Source organism: Nostoc sp. ChiSLP03a, assembly GCF_034531215.2.
Lineage (GTDB): Bacteria > Cyanobacteriota > Cyanobacteriia > Cyanobacteriales > Nostocaceae > Nostoc.
In genome coordinates this window covers 20,426-37,118 of sequence record NZ_JAVRBQ020000113.1, presented here as the reverse complement: position 1 = coordinate 37,118, position 16,693 = coordinate 20,426, and the positions used below count along the sequence as shown (strand labels likewise).

General features: G+C 39.3%; 11 protein-coding genes and 1 pseudogene. 4 read left to right on the top strand and 8 right to left on the bottom strand.

From position 1 onward, the window contains the following. Window positions 1-44: 44 nt before the first annotated feature. On the top strand, window positions 45-2,279 hold the full coding sequence (locus tag RMY32_RS19130; RefSeq protein WP_322709349.1) for a hypothetical protein: 2,235 nt from the start codon (window positions 45-47) through the stop codon (window positions 2,277-2,279). A gap of 13 nt (window positions 2,280-2,292) precedes the next feature. Next, window positions 2,293-4,599, top strand: coding sequence for a hypothetical protein (locus RMY32_RS19125; RefSeq protein ID WP_322709348.1), 2,307 nt, complete (start codon window positions 2,293-2,295; stop codon window positions 4,597-4,599). Here the strand turns inward: RMY32_RS19125 and RMY32_RS19120 are convergent. The 6 genes and pseudogenes from RMY32_RS19120 to RMY32_RS19095 form a co-directional block, all read right to left on the bottom strand. Next, entirely contained in the window at window positions 4,574-5,419 is an 846-nt protein-coding gene (locus tag RMY32_RS19120; protein WP_322709347.1) for a class I SAM-dependent methyltransferase, read from the bottom strand. The two genes, RMY32_RS19125 and RMY32_RS19120, sit on opposite strands and share 26 nt — an antisense overlap. Window positions 5,420-5,476: 57 nt before the next feature. Then, window positions 5,477-6,679 (bottom strand): FtsW/RodA/SpoVE family cell cycle protein, encoded by a 1,203-nt coding sequence (locus RMY32_RS19115; protein ID WP_322709346.1) that lies wholly within the window; start codon window positions 6,677-6,679, stop codon window positions 5,477-5,479. Window positions 6,680-7,010: 331 nt separating this feature from the next. Next, complete coding sequence (locus RMY32_RS19110) at window positions 7,011-7,217, bottom strand: phycobilisome linker polypeptide (protein WP_094349821.1); 207 nt, start codon at window positions 7,215-7,217, stop codon at window positions 7,011-7,013. Window positions 7,218-7,439: 222 nt separating this feature from the next. Next, a complete protein-coding gene (gene apcB, locus RMY32_RS19105; protein WP_104908010.1) occupies window positions 7,440-7,928 on the bottom strand; it encodes an allophycocyanin subunit beta in 489 nt (162 codons plus the stop codon). A 65-nt stretch (window positions 7,929-7,993) separates the two neighbouring features. Continuing rightward, entirely contained in the window at window positions 7,994-8,482 is a 489-nt protein-coding gene (gene apcA / locus RMY32_RS19100) for an allophycocyanin subunit alpha (RefSeq protein ID WP_322698411.1), read from the bottom strand. Window positions 8,483-8,878: 396 nt separating this feature from the next. Next, window positions 8,879-12,178 (bottom strand): annotated as a pseudogene (locus RMY32_RS19095) (phycobilisome rod-core linker polypeptide); the annotation flags it as partial. A gap of 551 nt (window positions 12,179-12,729) precedes the next feature. Between RMY32_RS19095 and RMY32_RS19090 the strand changes: the two are divergent. Together RMY32_RS19090 and RMY32_RS19085 are read left to right on the top strand one after the other, a co-directional pair. Further along, window positions 12,730-12,855 (top strand): hypothetical protein, encoded by a 126-nt coding sequence (locus RMY32_RS19090; protein ID WP_322709345.1) that lies wholly within the window; start codon window positions 12,730-12,732, stop codon window positions 12,853-12,855. A gap of 440 nt (window positions 12,856-13,295) precedes the next feature. Beyond that, window positions 13,296-14,420 (top strand): glycoside hydrolase family 2 TIM barrel-domain containing protein, encoded by a 1,125-nt coding sequence (locus tag RMY32_RS19085; RefSeq protein ID WP_322709344.1) that lies wholly within the window; start codon window positions 13,296-13,298, stop codon window positions 14,418-14,420. A 267-nt stretch (window positions 14,421-14,687) separates the two neighbouring features. On the opposite strand, the gene RMY32_RS19080 is transcribed toward RMY32_RS19085, so the two are convergent. Both RMY32_RS19080 and RMY32_RS19075 read right to left on the bottom strand, forming a co-directional pair. Then, window positions 14,688-15,563: a glycosyltransferase gene (locus RMY32_RS19080; RefSeq protein ID WP_322709343.1), complete on the bottom strand. Its 876-nt coding sequence runs from the start codon at window positions 15,561-15,563 to the stop codon at window positions 14,688-14,690. Between the two features lie 40 nt (window positions 15,564-15,603). Then, a complete protein-coding gene (locus RMY32_RS19075; RefSeq protein WP_322709342.1) occupies window positions 15,604-16,584 on the bottom strand; it encodes a glycosyltransferase in 981 nt (326 codons plus the stop codon). Window positions 16,585-16,693: the final 109 nt, after the last annotated feature.

Below are 16,693 nucleotides of genomic sequence, written 5' to 3'. Positions count from 1 at the left end.
AGCGCTAGTCATGCAGAATATAAAAAAAGATTATAAGTAATAGCATGGAAAAAAGTGTTATTAATGCCAGCCTTTCTACTCAAAACCTAACCTTTCGTCCAGGTGATACTCCTGTATCATTTGAGGTAACTGTCAATAATGACAGCGATCGCTTCGTCAATTTTCAGATAGAAATTACTGCGGCAGGAGAAATCCGCAACACAGGATATCGCTGGTATAGACTCGAACCAGAGGTAGCGGCAGCCAAGCCACCGGGCAGTAGTACCATCTTCCAAGTGTTCGTATTCAATACACCTATGCCAGGATTTGTTGGTACTGTCAACCTGATGGTAAACATTTTTTCACCGCAATTAGCACAACAGTCCAGACTTGTGCTACGCCTGAAAATCGAGCGAGACAACAGACCAACACATTTAAGTGTAGAATTACCTGTACGAGAGTTCCAAGTTTATCCCCGCAATTCTGTCGATATACCAGTACGGGTGCGGAACTTGGGGCAACAACCAACTGAGGTAATGCTGCGTTTTGCAGGCGTCGATCCGTCTTGGCTGGCTGGCAGTGCAGAACGCCGATTACCTTTAGATCCGGGTGGTTTAGCAGAAGCTACATTCCAATGCCAACCTCCTTCTGTAGTGCAAGCGCCCAGTCAAAATTACCCTTTTACTATTGAAGCTGTTAGCAATAATGGTTATCCAACTAATGCTGGAGGCAACGTTGAAGTTTTGCCAGTGGGTTTTATAGACTTTACTACCACCGAAAAACACCTGAAAATTCCGAGTAAATCGGCATGGTTGCCTGACTGGAAATCTAATACAGCTTCCTTTGAATTACTATTTAAAAATGCTAGCAATCTCAACCAGCAAATTAATGTGCAGGTACAGGGTAGAGACTGGCGAAAATGTAGTTTTAAAAAGCTTCCTGAAACCGCCAATCTTCATCTAGGAGAGACAAGTAAAGTTATCCTTGAAGTTAAAACAAAACGCCCTTGGGTAGGAATTGGGAAAACTCTATTATTAGAGGCTAAATCAGAATTATCCGACCAACGTTTAGGAAGTACAGACCCAGCCACGCAGACATTAGAAGTAGAGACTCTGCCAATTATACCTTTATGGCTACAATTGGCTGCGATCGCACTATTAGCCGCACTCCTAACATTAATCCTGCAACCAACAGGAGTAATGCATACCCGTTCTGTCAACTCAGTCCGTTTTAGTGGCATTGGTTTATCTGTGGTCAGTGGCTCAGATGATTGCACCTTAAGACTTTGGAGAATTGGTGCTGATAGCCTAGACCCTGATGATACAGTAAAATATTCTGGGCAACCCCTTGCTTGCGACCAAGCACAACAGCCTAAAGGCTTGATGGCGATTACTGATGATGCTGTAGAAGTCTTGCGCTTCATGCCATTACAAAATAATCGCGCTGCTGTTGGTTTAGATAATGGTGTAATTGAACTTAGAGATGTCCCATCAGGTGCCAAGATTAGCCAACTTCAAGACCTTAAAGATCCTAAAGCAAAAGGCGATCGCGTTTTTGACCTAGCTTTCACCTCAAACTCACTTAACTTATTCAGTGGGTATGGCAGTGGTAAAGTCAGACTATGGTCAAGACCAGCACCTAACAGCGATTTTCTGCCAGAACCCCAAGTTATTGACGTACAAAGTAGATTGAAACTCTCAGGTTTCCAAGTCCGGGCATTAAATCTCAGCCCAGATGCAAAAACTCTAGTAATTGCTGGAAACTTTAAGCGTTTTATATTGTGGCAGTGGAATCAAACTCAATCTAATAAACAATTCCCAAGTTTATCGGTGCAAAATCTAGAAAAACTAGACCCATTAGTTGGGCCTGAAGATTATATTTGGGGATTAGCTTTTGTTCCTGACTCAACAGGAAAAATCCTCGCAACTTCTGATTCTGCGGGATTTATTACCATTTGGGATTTAAATCAGTGTCAAACTATCAAAAATCCGAATCCGCTAGAAAAAGTAAATGAACTTAATTGTTTACAACTAGACCGTTGGCCAGCATCAAAAACTTCTGTGCGGACTCTAGCATTTAGTGACGATGGTAGTCTTTTAGTAAGTGGTGGCGATGATGGACGAGTCGTAGTTTGGTACTTAACTCCCGAACATAAGCTTGACAAAACAAGAGCAGCAGAAGGTAAAACAATTTACCAAAGCTCTAAAAAAATCAATAGTATCGACTTGAAAACCAATCAAGGAACCATGATTGTCAGTGGTGGTGAAGATTTTCAGGTCAAATTACACCGCATCAAATAAGGGAATCAATGACATGCAAGCTAAATTCAATCCACTGCAAGTTATTATCAACCCACCTGGAATTCAATTTGGGATGCCAGGAGATACCATTGAACTTTATATTGTTGTAATAAATCAGGGAAATCAAAGTGCGGTTATTGACTTATATTTTGTTTTTGATGAAGTATTTCAAAATTTAACTGGTTGGTCTAGTTCTCCCAGAGAAAGTTTAGCATTAGCTCCAGGGCAAAATAGCGACGAAGTCAGATTTGAGTTTCAAATCGCCGCAAATGCTCTCCCAGGAACCTATGACTATACACTAGTCGTAGATTCTCCTCTACATTATCCCCAAGATACTCCCATAACTTTCGCAAACCAAATTAAGGTTCTGCTAAAAGAACAGACTGCAATTCGGGTGAACGACCCGACATTTTCCATCAGACCTAACACCAACCCCAACAAACCGTTAATTTTCAATCCTAGTGAGCCTTTGCAAGTAGAGGTAATAGTTGACAATCGCTCTTATCTCGTAGATAGATTCCGCTTGAGTTGTCCAGATTTAGACGATGATTGGTTCACAATTAATTATCCTGCGACTGGATTTGAGGGGCCAGGATTAGTGTCTGATGTGACTGCATTAGAACTCAATCCTGGTACTCAAGGTCAAATATTGTTGAAATTTCACCCACCTAGAGATACCCTTGCCGGAAGCTATTCGCCGACAATCCGCTTGTATTCAGAAAACTCTCCAGATTTAGTACTGCTGGATTTGGTGTATATCCAAATTCCGACAAATTATCGCTTAGATGTAGAACTTAATACCATTTTGGGACAAGTTAGCCGTAGTCTTGGCAAGTACGAGTTATCACTAGCTAACCAAGGCAATATTGTCCGCGAACTGATATTAAACTTAAAAAGTCGAGACGAAGAAGAACTATATACTTACAAATTTGATCCCACTGAAGTCAGATTATTACCTAATAGAAGTGCTGTGGCTAATTTGACGGTCAAACCCAAACCTTGGTGGCGACGACCGTGGTTTGGTGCAGGGCTAGCGATCAACTTTCAACTCAACATCAAAGACCAACAAAATTTACCCCTACCGAACACACTACCTCAAGGAACTTTGGTATGGAAACCCCGCCCTTGGTGGCAATTTCTTCTGTTAATTTTGGCAATTTTGGGGTTATTAGGAGGGATAGGATTTATCATTTGGCGAATTTTAAACCCCGATCCTTTGAGATTAGAAAATTTTAGTGCAAATGACTCTCAAATTACTGAAGGTGATGAGGTAGCCTTAAACTGGGAAATTCATCAATATAAACAGTTAAAAAAGTTAGTTTTGACGGCTAAAGGTTCCCAACCTATTCAGCCGATTACTTATGACTTTAGCAATGGCATTCCTGAAACACTGGGTAAAGGAAGTGCTAATGAAATCCCTCCTTGTCAGGTACAAGATAAACAAGAGTTAATTTGTAGCAACGTCAAAACTGGAGTGAAAACAAAAGGTAATTACACTTTTGAATTACAAGCCATTTATCGCAATGGTATACAAATATTTTCCCGAACTAACCAAGTAGTAGCGCAAACTACCCAAGTAGAAATTGCAGAAAAACCAATTGCATCAGTAATTAATTTTCAGCTAGATAAACCCCAGTATACAAAAGGTGAAAATATTCTTTTTAGTTGGACAATTGCACGTCCATTATTGCTGTCACAACTACAGGTTGTTGGCAACGCAGATGATGGTACATCTTATGGTGGACTAGTTACTTACAAATTTAATCAAGGCAATATTACAGACCCTAAACTTAAAAAACTATGTATACAACAAAATCAACAACTGCAATGTAAAAATATTCCTTTATTAGCAAATAAAGTGGGAAGTTTTACATTTGAAATCAAAGCTGTTTCTAACAATGGAAGCGACAAAATTAGTTCTAAAAAAGCTGAATCAAAAATTTCAATATTACCCAAACCATTTAAAATTGTCTATTTCAAAATTAACGGTAGCGAACAACCAAATTTGGTTCTCAATGAAGGAACATCTGCTATTTTGAGTTGGAGAGTAGAGGGAGAAAATATTCAGGTTAAACTTCTACCATACGGCAATGACGTTCCAGCAGTTGGTTCAACCAAGTTTCCAGTAAATCAAGCCTTCCCCGCTCAAATCGGGCTGCTAGTCAATGATATATCTGGTAAGCAACAACCCCAGCAAAGAGGATTTGCAATCACAGTCCTCAAAAAAGTAGTGCCTACTCCTATACCTAGCTTTAACCCAATTCCACCTACTCTGCCACCTAGCAATAGCCCATTTAAGACTCCCTTACCTCAGAGGTAACTTTTTGGGCAATATGAAAAGCAGAGATATATGAAAGTTGCAGACTGCCTCCAAAATCATCTTCTATACAACGCCTCAATCCTAAAAATAAAGATTCTTTAGTTTCTGGATCTAATTTTATGTATGGCGAGTAAGTGTTCAAAAGTGTTAAATATTCATCGACAGTGTAGGTTAATTCTGATATAACTTGTCCTGTTCTCAAGTTTTGGAATTGCCCCGAATCAATGGACATATTTCCTAATTGTCTCAAGATATATTTTTGAGTTTTTTGGTCTTCATATCGGTCAAGAGATGGAGTATGTAGTTGATAGACTTGCGATAAACTTTGGTATATTTCGTAGCTGGGTTGAAGTTCCTTATTCCACAATAAAATTAGGTTGCTATTTTCTTTTAGAGCATTTGCTGCTTTTGGATATCCAACCTCTGGTGATATCCAATGAAAAGAACTCGCTGCTAAAACGGCATCAAATTCAAGTGCCTTGAGTTCCCACTCTTCAAAGGATGTGTTCTGTATCTCTACATTGGAATAGGGTTGACAATTTTGTTGAGCTAACCGGAAAAAATCTGGATTGGGTTCTAAGCAGATTATAGAGCAACCCAATTGAGCGATCGCTACTGTTGCAGTTCCAGGCCCACATCCTACTTCTAGAATTTTTGAGTTAGTGGAGAGTTGAGCAAGTTCCACAACTTGGTGAATTAAATCTTGAGGATAGCGTGGTCTTGCCTGATTGTAAGCTTCCGCGGCTGGAGAATACCAATGTTTGCGCTGTTCTAGGTCTGTGCTGGAGTAGCTGATTATTGTTTGTTTTAAATCTTTCATAATCTATTCAATTCCTGCAAAGAGCGTAAAACTTTGTCTATCGTAGCTTTTGCTAGCTCAATTTCTAGTTTTATGAAAAGCTCGGCGTCTGCGCCCATTTTCAAGTTGAGGTTTTCGCAACGGTACTACCTCAGCTTCGCTACTCTCACGTGCTACCCGAATCAGCAACCCAGCAGCTATTAAGCTAGCAATCATGGAATTGCCACCATAACTAAACATCGGTAAAGGTAAGCCAGTAGTCGGTAGAGAACCTGTAGCAACACCAATGTGGAGCAATGATTGTCCCACCATCAAAGTCGTCACACCGATCGCTACTAATCTATGTACTATATTTTTAGCCTTCAGTGCCACAACTAATCCGAGAGTAGCGAATGTAGCTAAAAGTACCAACAACACCATACTGCCAACAAAGCCAAACTCTTCAGCGAACACCGCAAAAATAAAATCGGTATCTTGAATTGGTAAATAAAACAGCTTTTGTTGAGAAAGCCCATATCCAGCTCCCCAAGTTTTCCCAGAACCCACAGCTAGTAGACTTTGCACCAACTGGTAGCCATCTCCTGTAGCATCCGCCCAAGGATTGAGGAATGACATCACCCGCTTACGCTGATACTCTTTAATACTAATACTGAGTATTGCCAACATCACTCCGCCAATTGCTGTTCCTCCCAAGTACTTGTAAGGTAAGCCTGCTGCAAGAGCAATTAGCCAGATAGTCATGCCGCAAAGTGCCGTTGTACTCAAGTTCGGCTGGGCAAGAATTCCTAAAAGTACCAAACCAAAAACGCCCAACCAAGCGAAGCGAACCCGCCAACTAATTCGTTCCCATTGACCAAAAAGCCGCGCACTTTGCAGCACCAAAAAAGGTTTAATTAGTTCTGAGGGTTGAATCGGAATTGGCCCGATCGCAATCCAACGCGCTGCATCAAAAGCTTTTCTTCCCAATCCTGGGATCAGTGTGACAAAAATTAACCCTAAAAACAGCAACAAAAACCAATGGGATAGTCCCAAAATTTTCTGCAACGGCGAATTAACAATAATATTGAATCCAATTAAGGAAACTAAGACCCAAAGCAGTTGACGTTTAAAGTAGTACAAACCATCATTATGACGAGCATCAGCGACAGGATATGATGCTGAAAATAGCATGATCAAGCCGACGAACAGCCAAATCAAGGTTAACCAGCGCAAGAACCGCGCTTCTAATGCCCAGTTGGAGACTGAACTATCAAAAATTGGAATCAGGTGGCGTAGATTCACGATCGGTACAGGTAAAAAGTTAGAAATTAGGAGTTAAAAATAAAACTCATAAATCATAACTTATAACTCATAAGTAGGCTTTACAACCATAAATATTAGAGTTGTTAACTTCAATACACCACTAGTTCAATATTTCTGACAAATTGCCATCTCTACACTGTAAAATAAAGTACTATTTTATACTCAAATTTCAGGTTTCTATAGTTAAAAGCGATCGCTCGAAAATTGACTGAAAGTGTTCTAAAAGTTTTTTGTAGTATCAATTCTCAACAAAAAAGAGGTCTTTCTCGACCTCTTACCAATTTCCTAAAATAATATTCTATTTACAGAATTACGACAAGCCAGTATTAGCGCCTTGCTTACCAGTTGCTAGTTCCACCTTGATGATTGTGCCGCCTGCTTTTTGAATGCGTTGCTGTTCGCGGAACCAGTTTTCATAAGGAACTAGCTTAGTGAAGTAAGTATTTTGCAGTTCGCGTTGCGTACGAATTCGGGTTTGGCTAGGAACTAGAGCAGTAATTTTAAACAAACGGGACATATTTTGAAAATCTCCTGTATACTTTGCGAAAACTTTTTTATCTCAAAATCTTGAGTGCAAATCTTTTAATCATTCAAAGGCTGGAAATCAAACATCAATACTAGACCACCAACACTCATCACTGATAATTTACCAAGATAAGCAATATAACGTTCTAGCACTCACGGCTGATTTCCAGACCTTAATAAAGCCGCACCTAAATTCTTAAGCGCAAACTAGTTCTTAGCTTAAGCCAGAGGAGATATAGTCTAAGTAAACGCCCATTTCCTTACCAGCATCAGAACCTACCAAGCTGGCGGTTACTTCTTTGATTGCTTGGATAGCTTGCACGGTAGCACCGACGGGAACGCCCAAGGAATTGTAGGTTTCCTTCAAGCCATTGAGCACACGCTCGTCTAGGATGGAAGGATCGCCAGCCAACATAGCGTAGGTAGCGTAGCGGAGGTAATAATCCAAATCACGGATGCAAGCAGCATAGCGGCGGGTGGTGTACATGTTGCCGCCGGGACGGGTGATGTCAGAGTATAGCAAAGATTTTGCTACAGCTTCTTTGACGATCGCAGCAGCGTTAGCGCTGATGGTGCTAGCAGCACGTACCCGTAGTTCGCCAGTAGAGAAGTAGCCTTTTAGCTTTTCTAAAGCAGAAGAGTCAAGGTATTTGCCTTGAACGTCTGCGGAGTTAATGACAGCGGTAATTGCGTCTTGAGCCATGTTGTTAATTCCTTATTTCCAACCGTATTGCAATACTTCTGTTTAAGTAGGTAAACAGCTTTACCCTATCCTAGAAGGGCACCAACTAGGTAGTCGAAGTAGCCAGCAGCTTCACTAGCTTCATCACCAGAGAGCAGTGACGCAGAGCCATTCTTCAGCCCGCGGATACCTTCAGCAACACCATCGATAGGAGTTCCCAAGGACTTGTACAGTTCACGGGCACCAATAACACCAATTTCTTCGATGGGGGTGACATCACCAGCAACGATACCGTAGGTAACGAGGCGGAGGTAATAATCTAGGTCACGCAGACAAGTAGCAGTCAATTCTTGACCGTAAGCGTTACCACCAGGAGACACAACATCAGGACGCTTTTGGAACAGTTGATCGCCAGCTTGCTTAACAAGCCGTTCGCGATTTTCTGATAAAACTTGAGCAATCCGCACCCGGCGCTCACCACTTGTAACAAAAGACTTGATCCGATCTAACTCACCAGGGCTGAGGTAGCGAGCTTCTGCATCAGCATTCACGATAGCTTTCGTGACGATACTCATTAATGGATTCCTCCAATACGAATGAAACCAGGATTTGATTAAACTGGTGCGACTTTGAGTTTGGTTTATTGAGTTTGTTTTTTCGTCCTTTTAGACACAACAATTTTACAACTGCTACGGCTAAAAAAATACGAGTTTGCTTGAGTCAACATAAGTACACAAGCTTTCAAACGCAGTTACCTTCCGCAAAACATTTTCCGGCATTCTGTTGAGCATTTATGACTGCTCTTAATACTTTGTAATATTGCTTTTCAGAATTTGCTGTTCTAACTGCAATCTGAGAGCGGTATTACGAAAGGTTAAGAAGGGGACAGAGGATAGGTTACAGGGAATAGGGAACAGTAAATAATCTGTACCCTATTCCCTATTTTCGACTCCTACTCCTTAATCAACCGCAACACTGCCGAGGTAGTTACCTGCTGGCAGAGATGGGAAGCGGTTGTAAGGCACAACATCTTCACCGAAGTAGCGGTTATATTCTGGACTTTCGACTATTGCTTCTACAACGGCTGACAAACCACTATCGACTAGCAGCTTGTTATATTGGCCAATTTCTTCCTGAGTTGCGGGTGTACGCCCCAACAGATGACGGAAGAGGAACTCAATGGTCTTGGTATGAGGATAAGGTGATAAGAAGCGCTGGCGATAGATTTGGGAACTAGCTAGTTCACGCACAAACTCCCGCACGGAAATTTCACCATTTTGGAGTTTGCTATCTAGGTCAGTGCGACGGAAATTATCGGGCACTTCACCGCTAAATACATCCAACACTTGACGATAAATGGCATTGATTGCCTGTTGTTTTTCGCTTTGGTTGGTGTTTTCTGTTAGACGGTAAATACGTGCATGTTTACGCACACTCTGTTCCAAGGATTGTCCGCTAGCATCGTTGTAGGAACGACCCAGTTCAGCAAAGGATGGCTGACCATTTGTTTGGGCTGCGATATCTGCGATCGCCTGTGCCAAAAGCGGTGTATCGTTACTAACTCCGACACGGGCTTGTACTGGCTTAAAGCTTGGTACAACCACGTCATCGTTTTGCTTGGTCAGCTGGTTGTAAAGCTTCTCTGTATTCGGGAAGTTTGCCGCTGGCAGGGTCGGGAAGCGGCGGTAAGGAACCGTATCTTCACCAAACACCTGATTATATTCCACACTATCTACTAAAGCACCAATAAAGGCACGAATACCTTGAGTAGCCAAAATTTGGTTATACTTGCGGATTTCTGCTTGGTCTAGTGGCGCACGTCCCAAGAAGTGTTTGGTTCCTAACTCAATCACTTTGGTATTGGGGTAAGGTGTGTAGAACTCTTTCAGGTAGAGGTTAGAGTAACCCAAACCTTCAATAAATTCCTTCACGCTAATTTCGCCATTCCCCAGCTTGCTTTCCCATTTGCTAAATTCGTTTTTGGCGATGTATGGTGCAATATCCCGCTCAAAAATCTGACGATAGGCAGCGCTGATCAAAGTTTTGATTGCAACCTTGTCAGTAGTATTCGCCACCAATTTGAAGATTTTGGTTTGTTCCCGTTGCTTGCTAACACCTTGGTTAATGCGGAACTGAATATCTGGTTCTGACCGCTTTTCTGTCACTGTACCCAGTGTCACAAAGCTTGGTGTTACCTCCTTCTGGATTTTCGCGGCAATATCATCACGAATGCTACCAACACGTAATTGTCGCCCTGCTATACCACCAGGAGTCAGATACCGTTCGTAAGGAATTGTATCTTCACCAAAGGCTTCGCTGTATTCTACGCTGTTAATAATGGCATCAACCACCGCGTAAAAGCCCTGTTTTGAAGCAATATCAAAGTACTTGTTGATTTCTTGACGACCATAAGTCGGACGACCCAACAAGCGGCGGTGAATATACTCGATCGCTTTACAAACATACAGCGATGACCAGTACAGATTGCGGAAGACATCCGACTTAGCCAAAGCACGGATAAATTCCCGTACTGAGATGTCACCATTTTCCAGCTTGATTTCTAATACCTTCGGGCGCTGACCTTCGTAGACATCGCGACCAAAAACTTGCAGGTAAGCAGCTCTAATTACTGCTTGCGTGGAGCTTTCGGAGTATCTGATACTAGAACTTTTGGGAGCCTTTTTACCTCTAGTACCAGGCAGTTGGTCTAATTTGAACACCTTGGGGCCAAGGGTACCAGGAGCTTCACCCCGCGCTTTGGGATTACTATTTTGGTTATTAATCCCTGCTCCTTGGTGAATCAGGATGCGTTTGGTATCCTTGCTAAAAGGAGCCGGACTGGTACTGGGGTTGCGAGTTTCTTTCGGGAAAATCGCCCCAAACTGAATTTCCAAGGGGTCGTTACCAGAACCGTAGGGATGTTGATCTGGTAGCGGTTGCTCGTAAGCCGCAAATGTGGTGATGAACTGAGGAATCTTGCGGAAAGGCGCACTGTAGTTAAACAGGTCTTGCTGAGGCCCCCAGTTGCGACATTCTTGTGCTTCTTGACCTAGACCCCGCAGGTAGGGTACTGTTTCTTCGCCAAAATAATCGCCGTATTCAGCAGAATCTACTAAGGCATCTACCAAAGCTGGTAGACCACCATTAGAAATAATCGAGAAGTATTTTTGTACTTCTTCTCGGCTACTTGGGCCCCGTCCCAGAATGTGACGGAAAGCTAGTTCGATGACTCGGCTGTTAATAAAAGGCTGGTAAAACTGTTTTTGGTAAAGGGGAGATTTAGCTAAACGACGGACAAACTCTTTCATCGAGATGTCGCCATTCTTCACCTTGGATTCTAGGTCAGATATGGACAAACTATAAGCACGGCTAATGTCGCGCTCAAAGATTTGTCGATAGGCCGCTTTAACGACCTCATTTTTTTCGCTACTGGATAACCCAGTCTTCATTACAAATTTGGGACGACGTTCTGAGGCATTGAAGTAGATTTGCGGCAATTCTAACCCTTGCTGGTCGCTAGAAGGGCGTTGGCGCAGTTTATTTGAAGGTGTGGCTGCTTTGAATTCTGTTAACAAAACATCCATATACTGAGACACAATTTCTGTACCCTCAGCATCGTTGCGGAAAAATGAAAGTGCCCCAGCTTTAATTTCTTGTAAAGCTACTAGCGTGGCTTCTCCAGAGCAGGCATTTTCAATGATTTCCCGCAAACCCCTTGTATTCACCGCTATGATGTTGGGGTCGCCAGCAACGATCGCATAAGTAGCGTAGCGCAAGAACCAGGATAAATCCCGCAAGCTCTTGGCCATATTGCTTGGGCCATATCGAGCAATGTTAATTGGTCTGAAACCTGGAGGTGTCGGGCCGCTGGGGGATGAGTTAAATATTGAGCGTAAATTTTCTAGGAACCCGCCACGACTTTCAACGTAGGTTACAGTTCCTAGTTGCATCCCTTGTTGAACATTAGCACCAGCAACAGCACTAACAGGTACTATTTCTACTTCTCTGGGCTTTTCTAAAAAAGCCATTGGCGAACCACCAACAAAAATCCGGTTGGCAGCTCGAGACACAATAATCTCGGCATTGTCCGTCAACGTCTGAGAAATTTCTAGACGTTTTGCACCAGATGCAAAATAACTTGCCAGTTCATTTAGTTCACCACTTCCCAAGAAACGGTCTTGCTGCTCCGCTTGGGTAATTGTGGATACAGTTAGGGTTTGATATAGTTGCGGACGCGCAACCGAGCTTCCACCACTCGCCTTAACACTCATCGGATTTGTAAAACTCCCATCATAAGCGTTTATATGTTAAGTCTGGATTGTTTTGAGGCTTGACACATCGGCGTGTCCATGCTTTATAAGCTTGAGAGTTTTGCCTGCAAAACTGCCAGTAAATTAACCCAGTTAGCTTTTAGATTAAAACGTTTTGCGTTCTCAAGGCGGATTTATTAAGAAGTATGTAGAACCTATATCTTATATTGTCTCCAGTCTTAAAAGTGCATACCCCAATTTGTCTGAGATTAAGTCTAAGTTTTGTAACTAAGTAGTCGGTTGGGAACTGTCTGCTGATTTCTTTTTTATTTAAACGCATAAGCACTTCGCCTTTTTGCAGGGTAAAGGCACAGAGGGAAAGGCAGAGGCACGCAAAGAATTGGCTATGCATTAATTAAAGGTTGCACTTAGTCACCGGACAGTGGTTATTCGTCGATACTAAGTTGTTTTTGCTACCAGTAAAAGAATATTAAAACTGACACTATAGGGAAAAGAATTTTTAATTTGTGGTAGTTTAATCTGGAAATAGTCAGTATTAGGATTAAGGGTAAATGTTAAGAACAAAAGTTGTAAATTTAACTAGTGATTCAATGTTACCCATCTGCGATCGCAATTATTTTCGCTGTCACTTCGGCAAATACGCTTCTAAAGAAAATATCAACACCGTTGTCAAGTGAGCAAAGACTAGACCTAAAATACCAACTCTGGTATACAACACTGAAGCCCACGATTACGACGATACAAATAAAATGTATAAACTTATACTTTTGTATTCATGTTACTTCTTAAAAAGGGATAGTGACTAAATGAAAACATAACTGTTAGTGGTAGCGATCACTTTAAATTCACTACAAAAAATGTTAATGCAGTGAAACTGTTACAAGATATTTTAATTTTAAATATTGCCAATGATTTTCATAGAACCAGCATATATCGCCAAAATTGGACGTGACCAGTTTGAGCGCAGACAAATGTTTGCTTACATCGCTACTGAGGTATGAGGTAGGTACTCAAATGTCCTTGAATAACTTGCAATAGTTCATAGATAATATCAAATATTGCCAAACCAATCAATGTGATGTTTAATTAATCTTGTTCTGAAATTTAATATTTTATAATGATAACGCGACGTAAATTTATAGCTTTAATTCCTGGTTTTGTAGTAGCTAGTACTAGCAGCATACTTGTAAGTTTAAATCCCAAAAAATATTTAACTAATCGGAAACGAAGTTTACCCTTTTTCTTAGGATGGTACGACAATATTAATAATATTGATGTACCAATCAAAGCATCTTCTAAAGGAATTGACTTATTAATGCCCTATGTTGAAAAAGAAGGCAAGGCAAAAATCCAGGCATTTTTGGATGCTTCTAAAAAAACACCAATAAAAATTCTGCTTGAGATTCCTCGTCCTTTAATCGAATCAGAAAATATTTCAGGAGTAAAAGACTTTATTCGTACTTATAAAAACCATCCTTCCGTTTATGCTTGGTATCTTTATGATGAACCAGAAATAAAAAAACCTAGACCAATTTCTCCAAATTTGTTAAAAAAGGTATACAAAGCTATTAAGGAAGAAGATAAGTCAAAGCCAGTGGCATTAGTGTTTACCAAAATTGAAAAAATTGAACCTTACAGCGATGCAATGGATATACTAATGTGGGATTGTTATCCTTGTAAATATGGAGTTGTAGAATTTCAATGGGTATCATTTTACCGAAAAGCACTTTACGATGTCATTTCCCTTGCTGATGTTAAAAACAAAAAGTTTTGGAACGTAATACAAGCTTATAAAGGAAATCAGACTGATTTCCGATTACCAACAAAGTTAGAATTTCGCTATATGTTTTATTTATCAGTCCTTACAGGGGCTGATGGGCTGCTATTTTGGATACACTATCTCTCTTCACCTTCCTGGAATGAGTCAGTTTTGTATCCTACTATTAAAGAATTCCGAGATTACATTCCTGCAATCGTTAGAGGAGAAGATTTAAGTAATCCGGTACAAGTAAACAACCTAAATATAGAAGTTAAATTATTTCCTATTCCTAATACTACAAAATTTTTAATTATAGCTGTTAATCACACTTCCACTCAAATAAATTTCGTAGTAAAACTGACTCATAGTTTAGCCGGCAAAATAGTTACTTTTAATGAAAAAACTATTAATAACTTATTTAATAATGCAAGTTTCAGTACTCGTTTAAATCCTTATGAAGTAAAGTTGTATCAAGTCAGATAAGTTAATAAGCTTAGTAATTAAATATAAAACATCTAAATTCTTCAAACTTCTTATCCCGTATCTCTTAACTCCGAGAAGTAGGGATGAAGAAGTTTGAGCTATATGGCGTAGTTAAGTCTATCTTATGTTTAATTGCGTTGTTCCACTCAGAGATACAGTATGATAAACATTTTTTACGGAGATTAAATAAATATGATATTAAACCAATTTTTATGATAATAATTAATACTTATAGTTTGAATATAATTAAATATAAACTTTCGATTTTTATTTAACTAAAAATCCGCCAGCATTTTGATTAAAATTGCTTTCTTTTTTAAATTTCTTGTATCCCCAAACTTGCATTTGATAGGGAAGAATGCGAAATAGTAAAGACATTACTTTAAGAATATTTAATTTTAGTGAAAGAGTATTGTATTGATATCGTGCTTTAATTTGCTGTCCTAAAGCCGCAGACCTTCTACTGATAACGCCTGTATTTCTATAATAAAGTAAAGGTTCAGATAAATTTGAAATACCAACTCTCAATTTCAATGCTCTTGCCCACAATTCTAAATCACATTCAGAACGAAATTCCATGTTATAAAGTCCTGTTTTAGCAAAAACGCTACTTCTAAACATCACAGATGGATGTATCAACGGATTTTGATAATGAAACAGTGCATGTATCTCTTTATTACATACAGGCATTATCCTAATTGAGCAATTTTCTCTTGGAAATTCATCCTCAAAGACATAAGCGTAAGTACCTAAGATGTCAATATCTAAGTTATTTTCTAAAAAATCTATTTGTTTACTTAATCGCTCTGGATGTGCAATGTCATCAGAGTCCATTCTTGCGTAGTATGTAGATGAAGAGTTTAATATGGAGATATTAAGTGCATGAGCTAAACCCATGTTTTGAGAAATTAAGAGGTGTTTTATATGAGGATAAGTTGCAGTATATTCATTAACAGTTTCCTCCAAAGTTTTTGAAACCAAACCATCTTGAATTAAATGAATTTCCTTTGCTAATACACTTTGCCATAAAATAGAATCAATAGCAGCACGAAGATGTGCAATATTGCTACCTTGGTAAAAAGGAATACCCACTGTAATACTTGGCTGTACGTTGCTAGAAAATGTAGGTATTGTATTCGACATGGATGTATTTTACCTCTGTATATTTCAAAAAAAAATGTGTTTATAAAATTTCTTGCAAGGTTTTTGAAAGATAAGCTTCTGAATGATTTTCTTTGAAGTATCTTATTGCTTCCCAATAGCGGGTTTCATAATCATTGATGTCCATACTAAATACATCATGGATACATTTTGACATTGAGCTTTTGTCATTAAAATCAGTAAAAAAAACAAAACTTAGACCTTTTAAATATGAGAAAGTGGGGATATCATTAATAATTAAAAGCTTTCCATAACTCAAAGCTTCTGTCACTACACCACTTTGAGTTGAGAATGAGTAGGGAATCACAACAAAGTGGCTTAAACCAAGTAAGAAACTTTTAGCACTGTTTGAAATGAAGCCAGGAAATCTAATTATTAGTTTTTCGTCGTAGTTTACTTGTATATTCCTCTCACTTCCAGCCCAAATAAATCTCGCTTGTTTTGGATAATTTTTGTTAATTATACTTGCTAGAAATAAAAATCCTTGAGGGTTTTTATCTCTATCTGCTCGACCTAACAATAAAAAAGTTTTTTCCTTATCCCAACTATACTTTAGTTGTGCTAAATTGTTTTGTAAAATCTCTTCTGGTAGAGAAATAAATGATAAGTTTAACTTGTAAAGTTTATCATTATTAACGAAGTCTTTTGCTTTCAAAAACGCTTCATTGCTAGGCAATAATATCTTATCTGCTATATAACCAAAGACTAAATGATATAAAAATACAATATATGCTTTGAAAGGGTTAATTCTTCCTTTTTCAAATTTAGGTTCATGCATTAAATAAGAAACTTCTAAGTTTTTACTGAAAAATTTACTAATTATTTTTAAAACTAAAGCTAATACTAAATAATCTAACTGGATTAAAAAGAAAAATACTGATATTCTTTCTTGCTTATTTATACTCACTAACTGTTTGATTAATAACCAACTTTCTTGCATATTGACGGAATACAAGTATTTTACAGAATAACTAGCTACATTAGAAACAGTGTTTAATGTCATTGCTTTGTAAAAAGATTCTGAGCAATGATGCACTCTGGGATTTTTCGGTCTAAAAAGATATATTATATGCATAATTAACAAATGGATGAAAACGCGGTTATTTCAAAAA

Coding starts and splice junctions, on each gene's coding strand:
- RMY32_RS19130 (WP_322709349.1), top strand. CDS start 45: ATGGAAAAAAGTGTTATTAATGCCAGCCTTTCTACTCAAAACCTAACC.
- RMY32_RS19125 (WP_322709348.1), top strand. CDS start 2,293: ATGCAAGCTAAATTCAATCCACTGCAAGTTATTATCAACCCACCTGGA.
- RMY32_RS19120 (WP_322709347.1), bottom strand. CDS start 5,419: ATGAAAGATTTAAAACAAACAATAATCAGCTACTCCAGCACAGACCTA.
- RMY32_RS19110 (WP_094349821.1), bottom strand. CDS start 7,217: ATGTCCCGTTTGTTTAAAATTACTGCTCTAGTTCCTAGCCAAACCCGA.
- apcB (WP_104908010.1), bottom strand. CDS start 7,928: ATGGCTCAAGACGCAATTACCGCTGTCATTAACTCCGCAGACGTTCAA.
- apcA (WP_322698411.1), bottom strand. CDS start 8,482: ATGAGTATCGTCACGAAAGCTATCGTGAATGCTGATGCAGAAGCTCGC.
- RMY32_RS19090 (WP_322709345.1), top strand. CDS start 12,730: ATGTTAAGAACAAAAGTTGTAAATTTAACTAGTGATTCAATGTTACCC.
- RMY32_RS19085 (WP_322709344.1), top strand. CDS start 13,296: ATGATAACGCGACGTAAATTTATAGCTTTAATTCCTGGTTTTGTAGTA.
- RMY32_RS19080 (WP_322709343.1), bottom strand. CDS start 15,563: ATGTCGAATACAATACCTACATTTTCTAGCAACGTACAGCCAAGTATT.
- RMY32_RS19075 (WP_322709342.1), bottom strand. CDS start 16,584: ATGACATTAAACACTGTTTCTAATGTAGCTAGTTATTCTGTAAAATAC.